General features: G+C 46.0%; 18 protein-coding genes. 2 read left to right on the top strand and 16 right to left on the bottom strand.

Annotated elements, in window-relative coordinates; genetic code table 11:
• Positions 1-198: 198 nt before the first annotated feature.
• The 7 genes from QZN42_RS08190 to QZN42_RS08160 form a co-directional block, all read right to left on the bottom strand.
• Complete coding sequence (locus QZN42_RS08190) at positions 199-612, bottom strand: ACT domain-containing protein (protein ID WP_296956393.1); 414 nt, start codon at positions 610-612, stop codon at positions 199-201.
• Between the two features lie 952 nt (positions 613-1,564).
• Positions 1,565-1,909, bottom strand: coding sequence for a heat-shock protein Hsp90 (locus QZN42_RS08185; protein ID WP_296956391.1), 345 nt, complete (start codon positions 1,907-1,909; stop codon positions 1,565-1,567).
• Positions 1,879-2,415: a PaaI family thioesterase gene (locus tag QZN42_RS08180; protein ID WP_296956388.1), complete on the bottom strand. Its 537-nt coding sequence runs from the start codon at positions 2,413-2,415 to the stop codon at positions 1,879-1,881. The genes QZN42_RS08185 and QZN42_RS08180 overlap by 31 nt, the downstream gene beginning before the upstream one ends.
• A gap of 271 nt (positions 2,416-2,686) precedes the next feature.
• Positions 2,687-3,028, bottom strand: coding sequence for a DUF2442 domain-containing protein (locus tag QZN42_RS08175; protein WP_296956385.1), 342 nt, complete (start codon positions 3,026-3,028; stop codon positions 2,687-2,689).
• Between the two features lie 10 nt (positions 3,029-3,038).
• Positions 3,039-3,305: a DUF4160 domain-containing protein gene (locus QZN42_RS08170; RefSeq protein ID WP_296956383.1), complete on the bottom strand. Its 267-nt coding sequence runs from the start codon at positions 3,303-3,305 to the stop codon at positions 3,039-3,041.
• A gap of 1,223 nt (positions 3,306-4,528) precedes the next feature.
• The gene (locus QZN42_RS08165; RefSeq protein WP_296956380.1) at positions 4,529-5,905 is read right to left on the bottom strand and encodes an ATP-binding protein; all 1,377 of its coding nucleotides are present in this window, start codon (positions 5,903-5,905) and stop codon (positions 4,529-4,531) included.
• A 930-nt stretch (positions 5,906-6,835) separates the two neighbouring features.
• Positions 6,836-7,486 (bottom strand): TetR/AcrR family transcriptional regulator, encoded by a 651-nt coding sequence (locus QZN42_RS08160; RefSeq protein ID WP_296956378.1) that lies wholly within the window; start codon positions 7,484-7,486, stop codon positions 6,836-6,838.
• Between the two features lie 82 nt (positions 7,487-7,568).
• Between QZN42_RS08160 and QZN42_RS08155 the strand changes: the two genes are divergently transcribed.
• Positions 7,569-8,366, top strand: coding sequence for an MBL fold metallo-hydrolase (locus tag QZN42_RS08155; protein ID WP_296956375.1), 798 nt, complete (start codon positions 7,569-7,571; stop codon positions 8,364-8,366).
• A gap of 1,474 nt (positions 8,367-9,840) precedes the next feature.
• Here the strand turns inward: QZN42_RS08155 and QZN42_RS08150 are convergent.
• From QZN42_RS08150 to QZN42_RS08110, 9 genes are all read right to left on the bottom strand, one after another.
• Complete coding sequence (locus QZN42_RS08150) at positions 9,841-10,275, bottom strand: somatostatin (protein ID WP_296956374.1); 435 nt, start codon at positions 10,273-10,275, stop codon at positions 9,841-9,843.
• Positions 10,276-10,499: 224 nt separating this feature from the next.
• Complete coding sequence (locus tag QZN42_RS08145; RefSeq protein ID WP_296956371.1) at positions 10,500-10,808, bottom strand: hypothetical protein; 309 nt, start codon at positions 10,806-10,808, stop codon at positions 10,500-10,502.
• Between the two features lie 138 nt (positions 10,809-10,946).
• Positions 10,947-11,357 carry a very short patch repair endonuclease gene (locus QZN42_RS08140; RefSeq protein WP_296956369.1) on the bottom strand — a complete coding sequence of 137 codons (411 nt, stop codon included), beginning with the start codon at positions 11,355-11,357 and terminating at the stop codon, positions 10,947-10,949.
• Positions 11,350-13,014, bottom strand: coding sequence for a restriction endonuclease FokI C-terminal domain-containing protein (locus QZN42_RS08135; RefSeq protein ID WP_296956367.1), 1,665 nt, complete (start codon positions 13,012-13,014; stop codon positions 11,350-11,352). Before QZN42_RS08135 ends, QZN42_RS08140 begins: the two co-directional genes overlap by 8 nt.
• Positions 13,015-13,054: 40 nt before the next feature.
• On the bottom strand, positions 13,055-14,119 hold the full coding sequence (dcm, locus tag QZN42_RS08130) for a DNA cytosine methyltransferase (protein WP_296956364.1): 1,065 nt from the start codon (positions 14,117-14,119) through the stop codon (positions 13,055-13,057).
• A gap of 573 nt (positions 14,120-14,692) precedes the next feature.
• Positions 14,693-16,882 carry a hypothetical protein gene (locus QZN42_RS08125; protein ID WP_296956361.1) on the bottom strand — a complete coding sequence of 730 codons (2,190 nt, stop codon included), beginning with the start codon at positions 16,880-16,882 and terminating at the stop codon, positions 14,693-14,695.
• A gap of 32 nt (positions 16,883-16,914) precedes the next feature.
• A complete protein-coding gene (locus QZN42_RS08120; protein WP_296956358.1) occupies positions 16,915-18,834 on the bottom strand; it encodes a DUF1998 domain-containing protein in 1,920 nt (639 codons plus the stop codon).
• 4 nt (positions 18,835-18,838) lie between these two features.
• Complete coding sequence (locus QZN42_RS08115; protein WP_296956357.1) at positions 18,839-21,994, bottom strand: helicase-related protein; 3,156 nt, start codon at positions 21,992-21,994, stop codon at positions 18,839-18,841.
• 21 nt (positions 21,995-22,015) lie between these two features.
• The gene (locus QZN42_RS08110) at positions 22,016-24,382 is read right to left on the bottom strand and encodes a UvrD-helicase domain-containing protein (protein ID WP_296956355.1); all 2,367 of its coding nucleotides are present in this window, start codon (positions 24,380-24,382) and stop codon (positions 22,016-22,018) included.
• Positions 24,383-25,026: 644 nt separating this feature from the next.
• On the opposite strand from QZN42_RS08110, the gene QZN42_RS08105 reads away from it, so the two are divergent.
• The coding region (locus QZN42_RS08105) for a LysR family transcriptional regulator (RefSeq protein ID WP_296956354.1) at positions 25,027-25,963 on the top strand (937 nt) is incomplete at its 3' end.

The raw sequence follows: 25,963 nt of genomic DNA, 5'->3' as shown, positions 1-25,963 counted from the left end.
GGTCGATTTCTGCCGCTAACCCAATTATACAGAAAAATTGAACTCCCACCGGTTTTATTTACGGTGGCAACGGCGCCGATATGTGTAATTGGGGAGCTGCCGAGCGCAGCGAGGCTGAGGGGTTGTTCTACACGCAAAAGCCGAAATTGACACAAAAAATAAAAAAGCCCTGCAGCGCAGAGCTCTATTTCCACTATCTCAGAACCGGTCCAGCAGATGGTACCCCTTCCCCTTGAGGAAAGCCTCCGTTTCCGACTCCGTCGTATTGAATACGGCGATCGGAGAACTGGTCTGGCGGTCGAAAGAAATATACAGATACCGGATCATCACATTGGCATCCTTCAGATCCCTCAGGATCCTGTCCAGCGTACCGGGCTTATCAGAAGCCATATCGATAGCGATGACCAGATCATCCCTGCACTGATACCCCGCTTCCTCCAGCGCCTTTACCGCCTCCTCCGTCTTATCCACGATGAGACGGATAATGCCGAACTCCGCGCTGTCCGTAGCCAGCATCGTATAAATATTGATATCATGCTCCGCCAGGATAGAAGTCATCCTGCTGAGAGCGCCCTTTGTATTCGCTGCGAAAAGAGATACCTGATGTAACATAATGATCCTCCTGCAAACTTCTTTGAACGTATTAGAGTCATTTTATCATAACTTTCTAATTGTGGGAAGTGAAAATTGGGATTTGGGATTTGGGATTTCGGATTTCGGGAAGGTGTGCCTCTGCGGAAGAGATTCATGTATTTCCTGCACTACATCTTCAAGGGAAATATGAAAATAAAGGACAGCCTGCCAATCGGTCACCACCTTTCCTGGGATGGAAAGGTGGCCGCGAAGCGGCCGGATAGGTTGTTCAACCGCTCAAGGCACATATGAGGCTGAATGACAAAACAATCGCAGGACAGATGCGGAAACCGGTAAGTCAGGAGGCTCTCCCTCGGGAACACCGCGAAGCGGTGAGCGGGCCAATCGATTCGAAGAATCGATATTTTCTCTATTTCCCACAAAAGTTCCTAGTCTCCTTCTCGACCTCTTTCCTGCCATTTATCATCACTCCCCCCTCTGACGCCTTCGGCGCCAGCTCCCCCAGGGGGGAGCCTGACCGGTCGGCCGCGATGCGGCTAATGGTCAGCCTCCACGGAGTCCGGGGACACTGACGCAGCCAGCGGAAGAGATCCATGTATTTCCTGCACTACATCTTCAAGGGAAATATGAAAATAAAGGACAGCCTGCCAATCGGTCACCACCTTTCCTGGGATGGAAAGGTGGCCGCGGAGCGGCCGAATAGGTTGTTCAACCGCTCAAGGCACATATGAGGCTGAATGACAAAACAACCACGGGAAAGATGAGGAAACCGGTAATTCAGGAGGCTCTCCCTCGGGAACACCGCGAAAGCGGTGAGAGGGCCAATCGATTCGAAGAATCGATTGGCCCTCTATTTCCCATCCAAAAATGGCGCCCCTATATTTCCAAAGGGCGCCACCTTCACGAACCACGAATCACGAACAACGACAATCGCTATTGTAAAAAATCCTGCAAGAGGAAATGTCAGAAATTAAAACTCATCCTCATGATCCAGCAGCCAGCCGCCGGGAGCGCAGGCAGCGCAGAGACAATATTTCTCACCCTTCGCCTTTGCTTCCTTTCCTGCTTTTTCCAGACCCTTGGCCGCTTCTTCGCCCAGGTATTTCTTAGCATCATCGGTGACCACAAATCCCAGCATATCATCGATGGAATTCACACATTCCTTCAAAGCAGCCTTCAGCTTGTCAGCGGCTGCCTTCTCTCCATCAGTCCCTGCGGCTGCCAGGTATTCCTCACACACCTTCTTCAGCCCTTCATAACAGGACGGAGCGTCCTTCACTGCTTTTACCTTTTCAATAACTTCAGCTTTTGCCATGGTAACGATCCTTTCTCTGACAACTCTACCATCATATGAGACGTGCACTCAGCTGCCACCGAGCCATCCTCATGGAAGATTTTCCCTTCCATCACGACCAGCGGGCCCTTCCGTTTCACTTCCCGGCCCTCAATCTTCACCGTCTCCCCGATATCTACCGGAGAACGGAATCGGATTTCCATCTTACCCGTATACGCCGGCCTCTTCTCCGTGAAGAAAAGATAATTTCCCGTCACCTCATCGAGAAGCGTGGAAATAAGGCCGCCGTGCATACGGTCATCATAACTCTGATGCTCATGAGAAGGCGTGAAAAAAGACAGACACCCCTTCGGAATCTCAAAGAAATGAAGATGCAGCCCACTTTTATTTGCATCCCCGCAGGCATAGCACATACCATCCCCGGGCATCCACTTCCACTCGGGAAGCCTGTACCCGTAAGCCGCATCCTCCTTTGCCAGGAGCTCCTTCTCATGATCACTCATGGGAAATAAATCAGTACTTTCCATAGGAAATACCTCCTCTGGGAATATTATATCATATAGCCGAAGGGATACCTGCTATCCGAAAACCTTTGAATCGGGGATATCGGGGATCGCGGGGATATCGGGATTATCGGGACGGTGGCGGGCAAAAAAATTATAAAAGCCCGCCGGTTTATATTCTTCGTGCATAGCCGTTCCTGCTTCCGAGCTTTCATCAGTAGTCCGTCCCGGTTACCTGTAGAATCACATACCGATCAATAAAAAAGCATCTGAACCTTCAGATGCTTTTCCTGGCTTATTTTTCACTGACCACTTTTTTCTCCACGACTACCTCCGGATATGATTCATACTCCGGTGCCGTATAGGGATAACTTTTTTCATAAGCCCCTTCCGGCGCTATATCTATTTCCCCATCAGCCCAGGTAATGACTCCATGGAAGAGAGAGGGATGACTCCACACTTCCCCCTCGGCCAGCCTTTCAAAAGCAGGACCGGTAAGCTCCGTCGTATCCAGAAGCCGTTCCTCACCGGTAGAAAAAGTAAGAAGCAGCATTCCGCCCCGCAAAGCCTTCACCGCCCTGACCTTCAACCCCTCCTTTGGGGACCCCGCATAGCAGACATCATTGACCATATACATGGGAAACACCTCACTTCATAGGTGGAATCTTTTCAAAATGCTCACCCTGAACAGCTTTATTCCATGCCCTGTAAGCTTCCTCCTCATGGAATGCCAGCCACCCCGTGACCATTCTCAGCTGTTTTCCTGGAATTGATCCCGCTAACAATTCACCATCTATGGCGATGACCGCTTCATAATCGCCATAATATACATGAACATGGGGCTTATTATGCTGACCCACATCATAAAAAAGAAGATAAATAACCATTCCGGCAAATCTACTCAATTCGGGCATCAGTATTCAACTCCTTCCTTAATCATCTTAAGATATTTCAAGCCACTTCGCAAGGAAATAATCCCGGAATTACATGCAGGGAAGGTCCCAGTTGCCAGACTCCCATCAGGGACTGAAAGTATTGAGACTTTGATTGAATAGTTGTCTTCGAAAATATGAATTGTCCGGGACTCGGGACATCGGGACTCGGGGCGGTGGCGGGCGAAAAGCTTGTGAAGCCCGCCATTTTTCATCCCTCCCCCCCTCTGACGCCTCCGGCGCCAGCTCCCCCAAGGGGGAGCCTGACCAATCGATGACCTTCGGCCGCCGGAGATCATCATCCTGCACTATCCGTACAAGGCACACATGAGGAAAACGGAAAACCTGACAATCGGGCCCCACCCTCCCGAGTGCTGGGAGGGTGCCGGAGCGAAGCGAAGGCGGGTGGGTTCATCTGTCGTTCTTCGTCGAAAATGGGGCTGATTAACGAAAAGCACATGGCAAAATTGTCTCTATCGGCAAGCAAGTGCTCTCCCTCGGGAACACCGCGAAGCGGTGAGAGGGCAAAATCGATTCGAAGAATCGATCATTTCTGTCTGTTTTCCATTGAAGTTTCCAGTTGCCAGCTCCCTTTCCTCCCCCCTCAGTCTGCTTCGCAGCCAGCTCCCCCAAGGGGGAGCCTGACCATTCGCTCCCCCAAGGGGGAGCCTGACCATTCGGCGGCCTTCGGCCGCCGGAGATCATCATCCTGCACTATCCGTACAAGGCACACATGAGGAAAACGGAAAACAGACAATCGGGCCCCACCCTTTCGAGTGCTGAAAGGGTGGCCGCGGAGCGGTCGGGTAAGTTCATCTATCATACATGGCACTTATGAGGCTAATTGCCAAAACATCCCTGGAAATGATGAGATAAGCGGTAGACAGGAGGCTCTCCCTCGGGAACACCGCGAAGCGGTGAGAGGGCAAATCGATTCGAAGAATCGATAATCTCTATATTTCCCATTAAAGTTCCCAGCTGCCGGAGGACTCATCAGATGAGCATTTAAAATCACATATATGCAGCATCCCTTAACCTCTTTCGATCGTGATGATCGACTGACGTGGCTATCGGGAAGGTGACGCGGCGACAGCAGAAAGCCGCGCCTTTTATATTCTTCCCCTGAAAGTTTCTATTTCCAGGATATCTCCCACATAAAAAAACGTCCCTGAAGGCTCAGAGACGCTTTTCCTGCTTATTACGTTCTACCGATACATATCGTCCAAAGTGATGAGGGGATATTTCTCCCCATCGATTCCGGTAAACCCGGAGCGGGAGAAGAAGCCGAAGCGATAGAAAGGAAGGCCCAGACTCCGTGCCTGTTCCTCTTCCTCCCGGACCACGCTCATATCCACCGGTTTCTTTCTATACTTGCATTCATAGGAAGAAAAGCCCCGCTCATCCTCCGTGACCACGTCAAATTCCCCATTCTTCTGATGGACCTTATCGTTGTACACATACCGGCCAATGGCATAAAACGGCGGCTTTACCAGACCCGCCCGGTTCCTGCGAAGCAGGTATTCCCTGGCCGCCTGCTCAAAGCGGCGGGGGAGATACTCCGTCTCCACCTTTTCCCTCAGCTTCAACCGATAGAAATCCTCCGACGCCATGGCGCTCCGGGCCGTGGTCTCCCGGAAAAGATAGGAATAATAGAAATCCAGCAGCGCATCACTGATGACATACCGGTGCTTCCTCCGGTTCGATCCGGCATTGAGCGGCGAATCCTTCTCGATGAGATCCATCCCCGAAAGCTTCTCCAGCGTATGATAGACAGCGCTCCCCTTCCCCGGGAAACCGGCGGCCAGATCCGAATATTTCCCTACGCCCGAAGCAATCTTCCCCAGCACATAATTGGCATTCTCCTCCTTCGAAAGCTCGCTCGCCAGCTGCAGACGGATCTCATTCTCCAGCATGGACCCCTCGGGGATGAGAAGTTTGGAAATATTTCCTTCCACCGACAGATTCGGATCCACCTGCAGCAGATAAAAAGGCATCCCCCCGAAGACAGAATACAGGAAAAACCGTTCCTCCTTCGAACGATCCGGGAAAAACCTCGCCCCATCATAATAATCAAAAGGCCTAAGCTTCAGGATTTCCGAAAACCGCCCGAAGAGAGGCGCATCACTCTCCACCAGCCGGCGCATCGTATCCATATAAGATCCGCAAAGCACAAGCTTCAGACAGGCATCATGCTGGAAACGGTCGATGGCGATCTGGAACTCCGAATCCACCGATCCATCCTCACCGCGGAAAAAAGGATACTCATCGATGAAAAGAAATACCCTCTCCCCGGCAGCCTTCCGATACACATAATTCAGAAGCCCCTCCAGATTGGGAAAAGAAATATAGGGCTCATCAAAAGCCTCAGCCACTGCCCTCGAAAGGCCGGTGAAATTCTGCTCAAACGGCGCCCTGCGGCACACATAGGAAATAACGACTCCCTCCGCCTCCCGCAAAGCCTGCCGGATCAGCTCACTTTTCCCCACACGCCGCCGGCCATAGACCAGAATATTCTCCGACCGGTCACTCTCAAACCGCTGCCGAAGGATCGCCAGCTCCCGCTCCCTTCCGATAAATTTCATATCTACGCCTCTTACTTAAATTCATTTAACTTAAATTGATTTAACTAAATTGTACAATGATTTCACCTTTGCTGCAAGAAGAAAATATAGCCTGCTTCCCATTGAAGCCGTCAACTGCCAGAGGACCGGTAAGGGGCTCGCATAGAAGTTCCGAGATCCGAGATTTCCATCAGGGGCTGAAAGGGTTGAAACTTTGAATTCTCAGCTGTCTTCGAGACTGTAAGTTGTCCGGGACTCGGGACATCGGGAATCGGGTAGGTGGCGGGCGAAAAAATTATGAAGCCCGCCATTTTTCATCCCCCCCCTCTGACGCCTCCGGCGCCAGCTCCTCCAAGGGGGAGCCTGACCATTCGGCGGCCTTCGGCCGCCGGAGATCATCATCCTGCACTATCCGTACAAGGCACACATGAGGAAAATGGAAAAGCAGACAATCGGGCCCCACCCTCCTGAGTGCTGGGAGGGTGCCGGAGCGAAGCGAAGGCGGGTGGGTTGATCTGTCGTTCTTCGTCGAAAATGAGGCTGATTAATGAAAGGCACATGGCAAAATTGTCTCTATCGGCAAGCAAGTGCTCTCCCTCGGGAACACCGCGAAGCGGTGAGAGGGCAAAATCGATTCGAGGAATCGATAATCTCTATATTTCTCATTAAAGTTCCCAGTTGCCGGAGGACTCATCAGATGAGCATTTAAAATCACATATATGCAGCATCCCTTAACCTCTTTCGATCGTGATGATTGACTGACGTGGCTATCGTGAAGGTGGCGCGGCGACAGCAGAAAGCCGCGCCTTTTTATATTTTCCCCATAGGTCCCATTAAAGTTCCCGGCTGCCATTTTCCTTCAGGGGCACCCATAGAAGCTTCCGGTTCCAGATTTCCTTTCAGGGGCTCCCGGAAGGCCTGTACTTTCCTGTCGGGGCCTCCGATGATTTTTTATTTCCCCAGCATCCGGATAAGTTCCTCCTGGAATTCATACCAATCCTCATCCTTTTTCCATTTATGATCCCGATTCACCGCATAAGCCCCTGCCACGGCGAAAAGGTACATCATTTCTGCCACCTTTTTCTTCACCCCGTAATACTCCATCATCAGAGGCACGAGTTTTTCCCTTTCCGCAGAATAGACGAAATGAAGCACATGAGAAGAAATCGATTCATCCTGAAAAAGGGGCCGGTATTTCTCATCATCCGCCATCCTCTGGCACACAGGAAGCAGAAAACCATTCTCCCTCAGCTTTTCCCGGATATTTTCCTCCTTCGAAAGCTTCAGAAAGGACAGGAAAGACTCCCCCTCTCCCTCCTGCTCTGCCGTCATGAGAGCTTTCGCCAGCACATGATTCAGCACATCGTAAATATCCACATAATGAAGATAAAAAGTTCCCCGGCTGATATCCGCCCTCCGGCAGAGACCTGCCACATTGATCCGGCTGAAAGGCCCCTCCCTCAGCATTTCCAGAAACGTATCCTCAATCACCATCCGGCTGTACGCACTCCGCCGGTCCAGCTTCTCCTCAACCATCATAGTCCCCTTTCTGCACACATCGGCCAGACTGTCAAAGAACAGGCAAATACAGCAAACTGCCAATTGTATTTCCCCATTTTCTCCCTATAATAAATATTGTACACGGTGTTCAAGAAAAATCCAACTGTTCAAAAAGGAGCCCATCATGAAAATTCAGCAGATCCGAAACGCCACCAACAAAATCACCTATGCAGGGAAAACCCTCCTCCTCGATCCCTGGCTTGTCCCGCAATATTCTATGGGCAGCCTCAATTCCATTCCCGGAAGACCCTTCCTCACCCCCGACCGGTTGAAAATGGAAATCCCCATGCCCATCTGCCCCCTGCCCATGACCAGAGAAGAAATCCTCTCCGGCATAGATGCCATCATCATCACCCACATCCATCCCGACCATGTGGATATGGACCTCAAAACAGGCCTCGTGGGCAGAGACCTTCCGAAAAACCTTCCCCTCTTCCTCCAGAACGAAAAAGATAAAGAAATATTTGAAAAATCCGGCTTCACCGACCTCCGCATCCTTTCCGAAGAAGGCACAGCCTTTGGAAATATGACACTCTACAAAACACCCGCCCGCCACGGTACCGTCATCCCCTGTGGAGACTCCATGGGCGTCATCCTTCAGGCACAAAACGAAAAGACCCTCTACATCACCGGTGACACCATATGGTACCCCGAAGTGCAGAAAACCATCGAAAAATTCCATCCCGAAATCATCACCGTCAATGCCTGCGCCGCAGAACTCGAAAACTTCGGCCGCCTCATCATGAACGACGAAGATGTCGCTTCCGTATCCATGACCGCCCCGGAATCCACCATCTTCATCACCCATATGGACAACGTCGCCCATGCCTCCATGACCAGATACACCATGAAAGGACGTCTGGCAGAAAGAAACGTCACCAACTACGTCATGCCGGCCGATGGAGAAATCGTAGAATTCTGAAAACACTTCCTCCCATAAAAGTTCCGAGTTCCGAGAAATTCCATCAGATGATTGTATTAAAAATCAAGTGAATGCAGCATCCTTTACACTCTTGCGATCGTGATTAGCGTGGATACCGTGGCTATCGTGAAAGTGGCGCGGCGACAGCGGAAAGCCGCGCCCCTTTATAGATTTTTTCTTCAAAGCTCGCATGGGAGTTCCGATTGATCCCATCCGCCGCGAAGCGGTCAAAAGTCAAGCCACCCTTGAAAAGGGGGCTCCGCGAAGCGGTGGGGGGAAGACTGATGGAATTCCTGCACTATCCATTCAAGCAGTAAATCAGGAAAATGAAAAGCATGCTATCGGTCCCCACCCTCCCGAGTGCCGGGAGGGTGCCGGAGCGAAGCGAAGGCGGGTGGGTTCATCTGTCGTTCTTAGTCGAAAATGAAGCTGACTGCCAAAACATCCCCGGGACAATCGACTCTATCGGTAAGCGGTAAGGCTTCCCCGCGGGGAAGCTGGCCCGAAGGGCCTGAAAGGGCAGAATCGATTCGAAGAATCGATCATTTCTGTTTATTTCCCATTAAAGTTACCAGCTGCCAGATTTACATCAGGGACTGAAAGCCTTGAAACTTTGAATTCTCAGCTGTCTTCGAGACTGTACGTTGTCCGGGACTCGGGACATCGGGACTCAGGGCGGTGGCGGGCGAAAAAATTATGAAGCCCGCCATTTTTCATCCCTCCCCCCTCTGACGCCTCTCCCCCAAGGGGGAGCCTGACCATTCGGCGGCCTTCGGCCGCCGGAGATCATCATCCTGCACTATCCGTACAAGGCACACATGAGGAAAACGGAAAACCTGACAATCGGTCACCACCCTTTCGAGTGCTGAAAGGGTAGCCGCGGAGCGGCCGGGTAAGTTCATCTATCATACCAGGCACAAATGAGGCTGACTGACGAAACATACAAGGAATAAATGCCTCTATCCCTGAAACGCGCTGCGTCCCCCTACGGGGGAAGCTCCGCCGAAGGCGGTGAAGGGGGCGGTCTTTCATTCAAGTCGAAACTGCAATAACCGGTAAGTACGTTACGTCCTGGCGGAACTCCGCGAAGCGGCGAGGAGACGGCCCTATGTTCATCCTGCACTATACGTAAAAGTAGAAAATAAGGAAAACAGAAAGCATGCTGCAGGGCCCCACCCTCTTGAGTGCTGAGAGGGTGCCGGAGCGAAGCGAAGGCGGGTGAGTTCATCTTTCGTACAAGGCACATACAGGGCTGACTGACGAAAAAAACTCACCGCAAATGCCTCTATCCGTAAAAAGCGAGCTCCCCGAAGTGCGGGGAGCTCCGCGAATGCGGTGAGGGGATGTCAAGCACAAACTAGAAGAAATGTCTTAAATGGTCAAAGACTTTCGGGTTCGCTGCCCGGCACAAACGACTCAAAATTCCCACGCAAAAGTGGCGCCCGGACGGGCGCCACTTTTTAGGCGGAAAATTTTATTTCATCTGACTTTTCTCGTAGTATTTTGTTCCTTTATCAGAGTCGTGCATGAGGTCCATGAGTTCTCTGGCCCTTTCCAGCGTCAGTCCGCAGCGGTCTGCGTATTCCACGAGAGGATTACCCCGAAGCTCTCTCTTGTGTTTCATCACGGCCCGACGTTCTTCGCGGCTCATGCCCTGCACTTCTTTTAAGTCCTGCATACGACGTGCATGTCTGAAAATGAGGTACACCTGGGTCCTTTCCGCTTCTTCTGGAGTCATGAGCTTTTTATCCACCAGCTCCTGGAGGTAGTACTTCGAAACCGCCGGGCTGTGGGGATGGGTCCCCTTCAACTCCGCCGGAACCGATGCAGGCTCCGGCATCCTGGCCTCCACCGGTAAAAACCCCAAAACGCCCAGAAGCGCCAGACCGATCAATAATTTCCCTTTCATAGAAATCCTCCTTTCCATTTAATTTTACTTTTATTTTTATCATATCACAAAATTTTCCATTAAAGTTACCAGTTCCCAGTCTCCCTCCCCGCGGCTTTCCCGCCATTTCCCATTACCCCCTCAGCCTGCTTCGCAGCCGGAGACGAACGATTCTTCACCATACAATCACTGAAGCAGGGAGGATTCACCCATACACTCCGCCGGCCCGGGCTCAAAGACTGGTTCTACGCCTCCCTCATCCGGTACTCCCGGAAAGTACCCTCCATCAGGACAGGCAGCGGATATATCTTTGGAAAAATGCCGCCCGAAAAAGAAATAACCCTCACCGGCTTCATCTCCTGCGTCATGACAAAGAAAAAGAAACTAAGAACCTCTGACTTCATATCCTGCGTCTGCAAAACTACGGAATCACACTGAAAAAAGAAAAAACCGCCCCATTCATCAAAGATCACGAAACCGGATCCGACTCCCCCAGCCAGCCGCCCCGCCCGGCCGGCCGGAACGACAAAAAAGAAAAAATAGAATACGACCAACCCGGCCTCTTCTAATCACGGTCCGTAAAATCGCTTCATTTGGCTGCTGGAAAGCAGGAAAAGCAAAAAGCCCGAATCCTCGGGCTTTTTAAAACAGCAAATCAAATATTCACACTTAACAGCGCTAAAAATTGACTTTTATTTTATACAATACTCAAGTACACTTGAAACACAATTTTTCAAGTCTTTTTTGATATCACTTTCCCAGAAACGGAGTACCAGCCATCCCAATTCTGTCAACTCATCATTAACCTGCTTATCTCTTTCTATATTTCTTTCAATTTTAGGAATCCAGTACTCTCTATTGGATTTTACCTGGGTCTTTATCTTTTCAATATTTTTCCCATGAAAGAAATCCCCATCTACGAATACAGCAATGCGAAATCGAGTAATAGCAATATCTGGTTTTCCAGGAAGCAGTTTATAATTCTTCCTATATCGGATTCCTCTTTTCCAAAGAGCTTTTCGCAGCTTAACTTCCGGTTTTGTATCCTGGCTTCGAATATGCGTCATGTTTTTATGACGCTGCTCAGGTGTTAAATCATCCATTATCATCACCAAAAGAATGATTCAAATCACTGGCTTTTCTAAGAGAAGCATTTCGTTCAGGTACATCTTTGTAGATTCTGGTCGGATTTTCTATATCTGTCAGTCGAATCTGCCTTCCAATGCTGAAAATAGTGCGAAGATCACGATGAGAATATTTAACCTTGCCGGATGTCTGATTTTCAATCATCTTAATGAAATTAGAAACAGTAATACCGGAACCGCTTACGCCGGATTCTTCAATTTCTTTCTGAACCTGTGAATCAAATGTATTGATAAATCCCCCAGAGATATAAGCAAAGTATCCGATGGGATAAGTACATTTACTATAGTTTCCAATCTTCCGGATATAGTTCTGGACCATCCGATTATGGTGATCACCGGTAATGCTGTACTTGCTATATGCCTTATTATCAATAATCGACTGATAACCTTCTGAATCAGAAATCAGCAGAATGTCAGGTGCAGATTTGCTTCCTGTCTGACCCAGATGAGTTGCATTATAGCCAAAGACTTTATCAAAAATCTCAGTTGTTGCTTTTTCAAAATCAACTGCTTCTTCAGTGCCTTTGAAAGCCATCTCAAAGTAGGATGCCATAAAAGCACCGATGGATCCATGGGGATAATTCTTTCGAATAATATCTTCAACTAATGTGTCAGTAATTCCTGTATCGTCCGAAATTTCATCAATAATCTCAGTTGTAAGGCTGAAAATCGGCTTTTTAATGGCAATACGAATATATGCCTGCTTAATCTTCATTTCAGCTATTGTTCTGGCAGTTATTGTCTTTGTTTTTTCCAGATTCCGGGTATCTTTGCGATGATCTGGATCTAATCCATATTTTCTCTGATAAAATTCATGATTGTCGGGACGGTCAACAAATGGGATTTTCTGATTTAGAATTGCTTTTACTTCATCCCGCTTTTCATCCAGGATGACAAGATGCTTATCATCATCTCTTTTAGCAAGCTGTGTATATTCCAGCCAATTCTCCATCGTATTTGCACAATCCTGCAGATGACTATAAGGATGAGAAGGATTTACTGAACCCTTCGACGGTTTATATTTGATGAAGAAATCTTTATCCAGGCAGCTGTCTCCATAGCTGCGATACTGTAGAATTCTTTCGACTATATACTCATAGCAGCGATCGCTTTCATTTTCTGCTTCCACTGCAATAACTTTAGCGATTTCATCCTGTGTTAAGTATTGAATCCGGCTGTCATCCATTAATCTTAGTAAAAAAATAAACGGATGGATTCTGAAGCGAGGATTAACCTGGACTCCGCGGCTTACCGAAAAGGCAGATGGAAACTGATATTTCAATACCTGCCACGTTAAAATTTTAACAGGGGATTCACCATTCATAATGGCTTCACCTGCTAAGGTTAATTTGATCTGCTTAGTCTGTGCCTGATGGAAAATGAGCCCTAATGATTCCAGCCATGCTTGATAAGTTCTTCCGCCGGATCCGCTCTGATCTCGTCTTTGGCCTACACGCTTCAATCCAGCTTTTTCAAGAGCTTCTTCATACTTAAGCTGTGTTCCGCGCTGACCTTCCCATTCCTGATTCAAGGAAATGTCCGCAAAAGCAGCCAATACTTCCGGAATACTATCGAGCTTTCTCTTAGGCCTAGTTACCCACCAATAGTTCAGCATAAGCAATTCCTCGCAAATCAACCTAGCTAAATTTCACAAATTATTCTTTCAGATTTGGTTTAACCCAAGGATATTCAATACCTGCAAAGCTGTTTAATACTGCTGTCAAAACTATATTGGAAAGTCTGCATGGTACTGCCATGCCTATCTGCTTTCTGACGGATGAATATTTTCCTACGAATTCATAACTATCTGGGAATGTTTGGATTCTTGCTCTTTCTCTATTCGTCAGTTCTCTATCAGTCCAGTGATACATAAATGTACCACCGCCGCCTGATGCGGTAACTGTATAAGCTGGTTTGTCAGGATCCAGTTTTCTATAAATCTGACTGATTTTAGTTTTTGTATGAATCTTTAATTCGTCCGGCAGCCGTCCTGCTTCTTCTGCCTGCCAGACATTTTCACCCGGGCGAATATATGACAAACGTCTTGTAACTTTAGCCGCCAATTTGCGAACTTCATTGTTCGGAGCATCCGCTGGAATATTGGATAATGCCTTTCTTGCTGAAATATCACAATCAGCATACAGTGCCGGATCTGGAACATGGAATTCTACATCCAGATCATTTCTAATTCCAACGATGATAACTCTATGTCTGGTCTGAGGAACCCCATACTGCTCTGCTTTGTACAGATTTACGACCAATTTATAGCCAGACTCACGCATATCATTCAAGATGATCTTGAAATCACCGGAACCGGCACTTCTAATGCCGCTGACATTTTCCGCAATAAACCACTTAGGCTTATATTCTCTAAGCACCTCAATACCATACCAATAAAGCTGTCCAAATTTTTCATTGGCCAGTCCCTGATGCTCCCCGACATTAGAAAATGAATTGCAGGGAAATCCATAAGCAAAAGCGTCAATCTGCCCCAGAGATTTAATATCCAGTTTTCTTACATCCATACAATGCACGGATTCCGGATGATCTGGGCAGATATTTTTTCTATAGGTCTCACAAGTATCTGGGTCAAAGTCATTAGCCCAGGCATGGGTAATATTAAATTTTCCATCATCACTCTGTGCATGCATAGCTCCATAAGCTATACCACCGGGACCACAGAAAAGCTCTCCTAATTTAAAGGTAGTAATGGTATCCATTAATTGCTCCATATGACAATACAAGAAACAAATGAACGAGAATACTTTTATATAATAATACCATAAAATAAACAATCTATCGTCCGTTGTCATTTAGATATATCTTTTTAGACATAAAGATATATAAAATTAACTGTCTATCATTAGTATGGCAAACATACCAATACAAGTAACGATTCGATGACAGCCGATTCTTTCCGATGAACGGAAAGCGAATCGCCTGATGCCTCGCAGGGTAATGGTCACTAGAAACTGGGAACTTACATGGGAGCGAAAAATTCGAAGCCTTCTTCTTTTGCCGCTTAGCCTCAGGACAGCCACGATACACACGATAATCACGATTTCATGAGATTAAAGGATGCTGCATTTACTTGATTCTAAAAAACCTTTCTAATAGGAAATTTGGAAATTTCCTGTGATTAAATGAAGAATTTCCGGTAACCGGCGGCTTTATTGGCCCCCAAAATAAAAAGAGGCGTCCATATGATTTCAGGACGTCTCCTACTGCCCAATTATCGATTATAAATGCCGTTAACTTCATTAAAATATGTTTTCAGGCAAGGGCTCATACAGCTATTGTTTCTGATATTCCCAATAGAGTCTGGAATTCCTTCGTCTAAATAGCTTCCCGTCTACTGTAACCGAACGTTTTATTATCAGCTGAATCAAATCATTCCTTGTAAAAGTTTCCAGATAGTTCGGGTTAATGCTGCAGAGGCCCCGCAGGATCTTGAGTAAGGATACGGAGTCAAAATATTCCAGGAGGTCGTTTGCTTCATTATTCTCTGTGTCCATAGACAAAGAATCCAATGATATTATTTGATCCGCCAGGTGGTCATCCATACCTTGTGCTCCTTCAAATAAGGATACTTCCGGTGTTATCTCCTTTTTCCTCAGCTTTTTACTTAAGGATTCCTGAGTCAAATAAGTGTCTTTTGACTTTATATCTGAAGGCCGGATAAATGTGACTGCTTCTGCCGGAATTTGAGGCAGATATTTACTTCTGCGATATAAAATTCCGTTATTTATAGAGTATATATTGCCGCCGTAATGTATTTCCTCCCCTTGAATCAGATTCCACAGGTTCTCATTGTTAACCCATGATAAGAATTTCGTACTCGCCTGCCCAATTATGGCTTCAAGTGCATATCGCGGTGAATATGAGGAGTCAATGGAGGATACCGTTATACCAATACCGTTCCATATATAGAGTACTTTTTTTGATATAACCTTTCCCTGATTAAGCAGTGATAAGATTTTCGTCTTGCTCAAATCATTCAATGAAGTCAGCCCGCTATTGGTTAAATTCGAAAATAACCTGATCAAGTCAGGAGCTTCAAGCTGCTTCTTGTTATGGAAGGAAACATTTAAATATCGGACTTCTCTACAGCCATCGGGAAGGGTAGAAGATTGACCGGAAAGATGGACAATCCCGCCGGAATAAACAGTATTATCATGAGAATTTACAATTTTAGAGGCAATTTCTAATGATACTTTACCCTCAAGTTCCCCGGAAGGTATTTCTTTTTTTACAGTATTTCCGGAAAGAAGAAGTTCTATTTCATCATCGTTTAAAAATTCGATATAGTTCGTCGAAAAAGCGCACTGGTCATTAACCGCTTTCAATAGTTCCTCATGCCTTGTCAAATGAATGCCGCCTGCGGATCCTTTTGTACCATATCCTAATTCCGCAGCTATGAGTTTCGCTCTTTCCAAACTTTTATTTGTCTCATTTTCAACATCTTGAGCGGTCTTGATTTCATCTTTGAGGCAGCGTTTTTCCCAGGAATCTTTGGTCAGAAAGATGTGCGATAATTCCATCTGTATGATAAGGCCTTTTTGATCTGTAATAGAATGATACATTTGATTCGCAAATTCTCTGACGTATCCCCATCCGCAATTTTCAATAAAAATGGGATCGTTCAATTTGACGTCAGATATATCCTTATGAGGGACAGAATCTGTTTGATTGGTTTTATCAGTTTTCTCTTCTCCGACCTCTTTTAAGGCATTAGATCCTTTTTCTCTAAGCCGGACGTCAGCAGCCCTTTCCCTGCGGACCAGTCCATTTTCAAATATCAGAGGAAATATAAACTTGACTGCCTTATTTTCCTCCGTATCATCCATGTGAATATAAATACGATACGAAACGGAATTACGAGCATCAATAATTGTTTCAAAATTTTTAATTGTTCCGCCTTTTAACAATTTTGTATGAAAGACACGTTTGCCTTCCTTGATTTTATATTTATTCTGGAGTGCCAGCAGTGTCACATTCGCAACATATATAATATCAGTTTCTGATGGTTCCATTTTCTTTTCGGTCAGGGGTTGAGCCCATTCCTTTTGTCTTTCGGGCTGACTTGAATCCCCGGGTGCTTCCGGAGAAACCGGCTTCTTAATGGGTTCGAGTTGTGACGGCTTTTTGGCAGGTCCGGATTGAACCGGCTTTTTCTCTGTTTTAACCTGGACAGCTTTATTTGATGGTTTCTCCCCCGTATAAAGAGTTAATGTGCCAACATCAAATGCATACGGAAACTTACTTTGATATGAAGCCTTTTTAGCAGTAAACCATATTTCTACCTGATATTCTCCCGGCCCGTTCGAGGAGAAGCCAAGAATTCTGCCCTTTCCCCTGCTCTTATGTAAAACATAAGTATCTACGTATACATGATACTGATTCTGCAGTTCTTTCAGTCGTAAGTCATCTTCGATACTCATCTTATTCCCTGCCATATGCTCACTTTCCTTACCGGTTTCCATAGGTTCTTCTAAGAATTACAATAATTTGACCTTCACGCCATTAGATTATAGAGTATATCGTTAAAATATCCCTCAACAGTGTTATCAAAGGTTCCAACTACGGCGCCTCTATCCAGGAGACAGTTAAACGCTTCACAGCAGGTTTCAGGCAGGAGCGTACAGGCATGGCAGGCAGCGTAGTTTAAAGACTGGTATCCCTGGGCTTTGGATTCAATGCAGAGCGGATCCGATGAGCACCAGGAAGCGTTTTCCAGCATTTTGAGGAGATTGTATTTCATGGATTCCGTATCTCCCTGCCGGGCAAGCCCGCCCAGGCTTCCATCGGAATCAGGAGAGGAAGTATAAATCAGGATTCCTGCCATAGGATACTCCCGTCCCGGATAGGTACTGTAGATACGTTCTTTCAGGGAGGCTTCCGAATATCCGCATTCCGTTACCATCTGACGGATCAGGAGATGAGCCAGAGTATGCAGCAGGACATAACGGGGTGAAAATTTCTCCTGAATTTCCATCTTGAAGGGACTGGAATACAGCCGTTTTCTCATCTCGTAATAATGGTGTCCATTCTTTTCTTCCCAAAGATGGACTTTATCTTCCTTAAGCGTCAAAAATACGCCTTCCCCAAGCATGGATACCGCAGGGAGCCAGGTGGAATCGACAGGAACTGATGGAATGCATTCCGGTCTTTCCGGGTAAAACTGATGGTCCTCATATCCTTCAAATTCCTTTTTGCCCGGATCCGGTGCAACGGGATAAATGCGCCAGAATCCGACAAGAGCCAGCACTTCCCGGAGTTTTCTTACTTTGACGCAGTTTTCTATATAATCTTCAAACAAGTCGGGTACTTCCACTTTTTCTGTGACAAAAAGTTCGTCATTCCGATTTCCGCCAGTCAAAGCGCCATACTCATCTTCCATCATCTGTCGGAAATCGAAATTCTGCAAAGGCTGCCGGTCAATTTTCAAAATAGAATCGATCTGCCCGGCCAGAGTGCTCGCACTCATATGACGCAGTACTCTGGCAAAGAATGGATCCGATTTGAAATAATCTTCCAGCTTAACCGGGTCATTCCGAATCTGATTGTAAAATGATTCCATATTCGGATGTTTTAAAACGGCAGAGGCTGTTTCCGTTGACCAGGGCGGAATGGTGAGCGCACTTTTCGTAACCGAGTAATAAATATTGGAAGCACTTCGCTGGAGCGGCTTTACTTTTGCTTCGCAATCTTTTTCATTGAGTTCGGAGCGGTTTCCAAGCCATGGCCTTTCACCGTGGCAGTGATAGTTCTTGAACATGGCAGGAGATAAAGCGCCTGCCATGGTTCTTGTGGCATTGCAGGAAGGGCAGGTAATCCGAATACTTGCCAGATCACCTGTATCTCCACTGAATTCTATTTGTAAATAATGTTTATGTTCCCGATTCCCGACGTGAGGGTAAGGACATTTTTCCCCATTATGGACCCACCATTCATAGGGGAAATCGGCAAGATGGCCATTGACGCAGGCAATGAGAAATCGGGACGGTATCAGTTTTTCATGACAGAATGCACAGCGGGTAGGATCATTCGATGACTGCAGGTATTTGGCCTCCGCCAGTTTTCCGCATTTCTTGCAATAGCACCATTTCGGGAATCTATAAGCAATCAAATCTTTTTCCGTATATTCTGCTTTCGGGCTGCTGTCAGAAATGACAGGTGGTTCCTTGAATTCACTGACATGAAGGAGCCGTTCCAGATTTCTGTCATGAATGACTCTGCCATGGTCTTCCCATTTGGGTTCATAGGGTGCACCAATCACGCAGGAATAATCCTTGAAATTAACAACGGCCCCCGGTCCAAATGTGGTTATAAACTGGCTTTTACGGATCTGGCCTATAATTTGATCAACTGAAGAATTCTGCCCACTTACGGGTGTCGGGGGCAAAATAATCTTAACGCGGTTTCCTCTCCTCATCACTTCACCTCATATAAACATTGGAAACATGGTCCACATTTCTCATACTGTTCATCATGGCAAAAGGATCATCTGCCGTATCCGATTGAATCAGGCTCCCCGCTGCATCATTGTATTTAAAGTAATATCTGCAGGAAGCCATCCTTTCTTCCCAGTTTTCCACAATATTGTCTATTTCATCCCTGATTTCATCCAGTATTTCTTCATTTCCGGGATAAATGGTTTCTGCCCGGCGAAGAATAATATCAGCAACCTGCTTTTGAATTCGGGATCCCGGCTTGAACCGGTCTAAAGATGTATTTCCACGGAGGTCCTTATCCAGGTAACGACAGAGTCCGATAAAAACAGCTGCCAGTCCTTTATCCCTGCACCGGTCGGAATAGGGTGTCAGGCTGTTGGATTCCACATAGCGATAAAGGGAAGAATGATATTTCATAAACTGCTCATAATGGCTTCGGTCTCTGGAATGAGTGCCTGAATACGTAGTCACTACAATTCCGGGCTTATTTCGACCGACACGGCTTGTTGCCTGAATGTATTCAGAATTTGATTTCGGCTGGCCGGCTACTACCATAATTCCTAACCGACTGATATCCACGCCAACGGAGAGCATGTTGGTTGCCATCACACAATCAATGACACTGCCGCTGCCCCTTTCATATTTGTTTTCCAGATTTCGGAGGGTTGCCGCCACTTCGGCACCTGATTTACGACTTGTCAGTTCTTCCAGGATATCCGGGAATCGATGATTCTTCATAGACGGATATAATCCTGCAAATTTTGAGTTACACAGGAAATGAAAACGATTTCTGACATCGTCATTATATTGTGTAACACTGGCACCCAGTTCACGGAGTGTATTGAAATAACCTACAATGGTCCAATAATTATCCAGAACTTCCGGTGAGACGCCCTCTTTTTCCAGCAGTCTGGAGGCATAGAGAAGGGCAGCCTGTACTCTGATTCCCACGGTTGTCGGGGTTGCCCCGCTGCCCATAACTCCACAGTACAATCGGCTGGGACTTTCATCACGGGATGATTTCACCGCAAAGAAAGAATCATCCGATTCCAGTCCCTGCGGAGGGAACTGGAAATAATCCCGGGCGAAAAGTGCACCAATCTGCTGCCTGGCATTTTTTACAGTAGCTGTAGAGGCAATAATTTTTGCGGGTATTCCATCCTTAGTAGTACAAAGGGCATCAATAATTGTTTCATAAAGGCCGGTTACAGATCCCAGCGGACCTGAAATCAGATGCAATTCATCCTGGATAATCAGATCCGGCGGATTGGGCTGATCCGGATCCTGAATTCCGAGAAGAGCCGCAGGTTTCTCATTCTTGGGCAGCTGTGCAAATTTATCTACTGTAGCGACAAGAAAATCGGGCGGATTCTCATACAAATCTTCATCAACAAATTGGTAAGGAAGCCCTTCTGCGAAATCATGGGTTATGCACCCGGGGTTGGAGCAATGGATTTCCAGATGAGAATCATTCAAACTGAAGTCTTCTTCCCTGATATCTTTTCCGCACCAGGGACAAACAAGTCCTTTTCCGTTTTTTATCTGGTTTCTGATCCATTCCATAGCTCTGCGGAGTTCATTCGGTGTCTGATTGGCCCCCACCCACAGACCGATAGATACCGGTTCAGAAAATAAATGGTAATCCTGTCTTAATTTTTCACAGGCAATAATCATCATGGCCGCTCTCTGGAATTGCTGAAGGGTCAGAAGACGAAGTGTATACCGCATAAAGACAGCCACTCCGGTCCGGCCGGGATGACGCATCCTGCGAAGAAGGATGGTAAATGCGGAAATCCCCAGATATGCTTCCGTTTTACCGCCTCCTGTAGGAAACCAGAGTAGATCGGCAATCTTACGGGCTTTATGCCTGGGATTGATAATGGACGGAATTTCATGAAGAATAAAAGCCAGCTGGAAAGGATACCACCGAATAGTTTCTTCTTTTTCGAGAGTAATCGTTTCCCCTCTGTTTTTCAGAGTCTGTACCCGTTGCAGGAACATTGCTTCATTGGCTAACTGAAAAGCCTTCCAGGGCATGGTATCCGGCCCTTTTGCAGAATTTTTAAGAAGAGCTGCTGTTTCCCTCATAAGTTTCAGAGCCTGCCTGCAATGATCCAGATTGATTTTTCCTGCCGCTTTATATTTTTCTTGCAGGGAATGGAGCTCCTTTTCTTTTTCAGAAATCCAGAGCTCATAGCGATGCAGGAATTCATCCAGTAATGGCAGTATTTGTTCCGCCTTCCCATAGGCAAGATATTTCATGCTCAATATGGAAAGATTACCAAAATCAGCAGGCTTGATTTGAAGAAGCTCATACTGTGGGAAAAAATCCATCTGAATATAGGAGGGATGTCTATCCTCCCCTTCATCCCATGAAACAGCACAGCCGTGTCCCTGAGCATAGCAGCGATACCGGCGGTAAAGGAGAGACATAATCTGCGCTTCATAATCATCAGACAACGCCGCGTCACTCAAAAGAGGAACAAAAGAATCCAATTTATCTGCAGTGACCTTCATGGAAACCTGAAAAAGGATATGCTCTGCATAGAGATCTTTATCATTGTTTTCTCCTGCAGTCCAATTGTTGATCAGGGTAACTCTCATAATGGTTATTGTGTCATTTTCTTCAGGCATATAATACCAGTCTGCCCGGACTTTCAATCCATTGCCTGCCATTTTCTCCAGGCATTGTCTCCCCCGACCCTTGATTTCAAAGTCCACATCCGTGCTTTCCGGGATACGCTGCCAGGAGTGGACCGGTTTCTTATTCTCTGAAGAATCATTTATGGAATCATCAGAACTGCGTAAATAATGTCCCCATGTAATATGACACTTTATATGTTTTGTTTTACTGCTAAGTGCAAAAGTGATTCCGGCAGCTGCAGGCTTTGTTGTATTGGTCAGAGGAAGTACTGTATCCGTATCTTCCACGTTAGATTCTTCTACCGGTTCATTTAAAGATTCATCGTCTTTTTCAGCCTGAAATCCGCCTTCATCTTTGGGATAAAGCTTTCCCATCAGGTAATATTGCCCCGGATACTCATGGAGGATTTCCTTTTCTTCTATCGGGCCGATAAAGTCCTTTCGGAGAATTCCGATTATTTTTTTTCGGGCCTCATAATACTGATTCATATCTGCCATAGCAGTCTCCCTATAAAATGCTTAATCCACTGTCCCCAGTCCGACAGCATCAATACCGTTCCAGATGCTGCATTTGCCGAATTTTTTGGCTCCATCTCCGGCATCCTGCGGGGAAATGAATGTAATCAGATCGTTAGCGTAGATATTATAGAAATAAGCAGGCCAGATTCCATTGCAGGTCCAATGGTTTAGTAAAACCCGTAAATCCTCTTGAAACATCGGCGAAGTTTCAGCCAAATGAATTTTCCCGTCCGTTTGATTTTCCAAAATCAATTCATATCTGGTTTCAGCAGTCTTTTTATAAAGTCCCCTGCCGATTTTTTCCAGCTTCAACAACTGTCCAATCGGCACTAACTCATGAATTAAATCCTGAACTTGAGGGTAACGGGCAAAAGACTCGGGCTCAAAATCCTCATCATAACCCACTTCAATTCTACTTACACCATTTTTATCGCCCATTTTGGCAGCCAGTTTATTCAGACGACCAAGGCGGGGAGAGCTTCTTGATTTTTTAGGAATTGTTCTGATTTTAAATCCCCAATATTTATTGGGGTTTGTAACCACTGCTATCCCCTTAATTGGCCTGGTCATGCCTACATAAGCTACCCTGCATTCCTCCATCAACTTTTCTTCAGCAAAATAATCATAATCATCTCTTGGTTTAATTATTTCATCCCAGAGATAGACATAATCATATTCCCGTCCTTTTGCCTGATGAACTGTACTAATGATAATCCGGCTGTCAGGAACTAATCCGGAAAACAAAATTCTGGAATCTTCTCTGACATACTGTGCATTACGATATAAATCAAGGAGCAATTTCTCTACAGCATATTTTTCTCTGGGCTCATCTATATCCAGACACCCTTCAAGTGCTTCCCAGTATTTTTCGGGATCATTTCCACCGGCTCGCAGAAGAATTTTTGCTTTTTCCGATTTAAAAATCCTGTTGAACTCAGAGATAAATGAATCTTTTCCAATATAGGCGTCTTCATATTCACGGAAAAAGTATCCAATCCAGCCAGCCAGATAATTGTTAAATCCTCTTCTACGCTGCCAGAAAACAGGTATGTCATTCTTATGAAATAAATCATAAATCAGAAGAGCCCTGTCATTACTTCTAACCAGAACGGCTATTGTACTTTTTTCTCCAATTGCTCTGCTTACATTTTTAACCCACATTACACTGTCGGAAAGTTCCTCTATGGTTATCTTATTTACCCGGTCAAAGCATTCTTGCAATTTAGATTCCGCATAGGTAGATCCATAGGAACAAGTAAGGTGCGTGCGGGCCCAATTCAGCATTGAGTTAATAGATAGATGCGAACGATGATTCCCCATAAAGCAGTAATGTTTCATTCCGGTAATTTTCTTTAACTGATTGAAAAATTCAACTGCCGTTGTGCGGGAATAAGAAAAATAATTTAAATCATCAAATTGATCAAAGTCATATATGGCCTGACAGGGGTCACCCAAAGCAGAAATACCTGAATCTTTGGGAAGTTGCTTCAGCATCTGTAAAATGAAGTCAGCCCGGATTCCATTAATATCCTGCACCTCATCAACAGCAATATAATTTAAGCCTGAAAGCTTCACGATATTGAGACCTTCCGGGTCCTTCTCAAAGGATTTTTTTAACCCCTGATAAGCCTCATTAATGTACCAGTCATAGAAATGTCCGGCACTATTATTCAAATATTCGCTGATACTTTCTGCAAAACGATTATCCTCACTCATTGCGCGAAGCAGCGAAGATGCATAGGAATCAATTGTAGCAATCTGGATATTATCATAAAGAGCATCCGGGTACTTTTCTTCCGCCATCTTTTTCAGCCGACTCCGTATAACAGCGGAAGCCGCACGAGAAAAAGTCAGTACCAGAATCGTTTCCGGTAAAATCGAATTTCTCGTTCCGGGATCAATCATGTACAGCAATTTTTGAACAAGTGCCCACGTCTTTCCTGCGCCGGGACCAGCTTCTATCAGCATACGTTTTTTATGAGATGCTTTTATATATTTCTCCTGCGTGATTAGTGCATCCTTACCCCACTGAATCTCATCAGTTTCCAGCATACACTGATCATATTTATATGCAAAATCTTCCAGTTCTGACAAAGCCGCTTTGAAAGATGTTTCGTTACAACATTTTCTAATGAAATTGCGAAAAGGAAGTTCTCTTGTAACATCATAAAGATTATCCGGTTTCCCAAACGTACCAAATATAGAATCCTTCACCCTGAAATTATTTCCCAGATAAATTTCGAAAAGGCTCAAAATTCTCTTAAATCTAAGTGCGCAAGGATCAGTTGTCTTTAGTTGTGTCTCAGATCTTTCGCAATACTTTTCAAAAAATTCATCGAACTTCAAATCAACAGGCTTCATTCCCATAGTGTCACCCCGGATAAATATGAAAGAAGTATAAACCTTCTCTTTTAGTTTATCATCTTAAAGCATGAAAAGAAAGCATAATAAGAACGCATTCCCTTTATATATCTCATTGTATGTACTAGGTCCTCGAATATGAACGAACTGCCGGTTCGTGGGAGAAGTATAAAAAGGCGCGCTTCCAGTGTTGACGCGCGCACCACCCCGAGTCCCGCATCCCGAGTCCCGGACAATGACAGGCTGCGGAGACAACTGAGATTTCAAAGTTTCGAAGAACCCAGTCACTGGCAACTGGGAACTTTCATGCGAGTCTCCGGGAAATTCCATGGGCCCCACTGGCAACTGGCATCTTCCATGGGCCCAATAAAAAAATCCGCGCTGCTTCATGAATTGCGCAGTGCCTCCTTCCCGACCGACCCGATTACCCCGCGCCCCGCAGTACCCGTGCGGTATGCTGCAAAATTGCCTCAAAAGATGCAAGTCTGTATCCCGGGGCACTGATGGGAGTGACTCGGACCCCGGAGCTTTAATGGGAAAATGAAAAATCCGCAGCCTTCCACTGCTGCGCATCTGCACGGCAGCCAGGATTCACGTACGGTGCAATGCTTATGTTTTATGCTATACTGATGAAAAAGAGGTGATTGATCATGCAGCAGAAGGATATCAATATTTTTCTTGATCTTGTACGTACGCGCAACATTACGAAAACGTCGGAGGATCTACATATTTCCCAATCTGCCATCAGTACGCACTTGAAGCATTTGGAGGAGGAAATCGGCTATCCCTTATTTATTCGCTCCAAGGGGCAGCGTTCCATCAAGCTGACAAGGCAGGGATTGAATTTCATTGCCATTGCTGAACGCTGGCTGAATCTTTTTGAGGAAACCAAGATTCTTCAGTTAAATATGCAGTATTCCATACAGGTCGCATGTAATGAAGGCAATTATTACAGTTTCCTTCAGCCTTTCATGAAGCAGTTTTTTCTGAGGCATCCGGATTGTCATATTTCCCTGGAAATATGTGATTCTCACATCACTTATGATCTGATGGAGCACAATCTCATTGATTACGGTTTCGTGGCCTATGAGTCGTACCGTTCGGGCGTCCGTTGTTCTCTGGTAAAGGCGGATGAGGCCCGGATTATCTGCAGCCGTCATGCGGGAATCCCTTACCATATCAATCCGTCTGATTTGGCACCGGAAAAGGAAATCCGTTTTACCGGCGGTAATTTTGCGACTGTTGATAAATGGCGGAAGGCGCTATTTGGTACGACTCCATCTTGCCGGCTGGAAACGAATAATGTCCTTTCGGTTGCAGATTTTATCAGGGATTCCGACTATTGGGCCGTTTGTCCTGAGATCTTTGCCAATCAGGTAGCAGCGAAGGAAGGTCTTCAAGTTTCTGAGCTTCCGGCAGGCTCATTGCATTGGCAGATGTATCTTCTTACAAGAGAGATACCGCAGAAGGAAAAGCTGACTATTAACAACAATATCATTAACTTAACAGCTGCTAAAGTGCTTCCAAATCGAAATTTCTCTATTGCGTTTAAAGGAAATAGGGCCTTATTCACCCTGTTCGGAGTAA

The sequence above is a fragment of the uncultured Dialister sp. genome, from assembly GCA_900314595.1.
Lineage (GTDB): Bacteria > Bacillota > Negativicutes > Veillonellales > Dialisteraceae > Dialister.
Note: the sequence above shows the minus strand (reverse complement) of the source record. Positions and strands in the feature narration are given on the sequence as shown.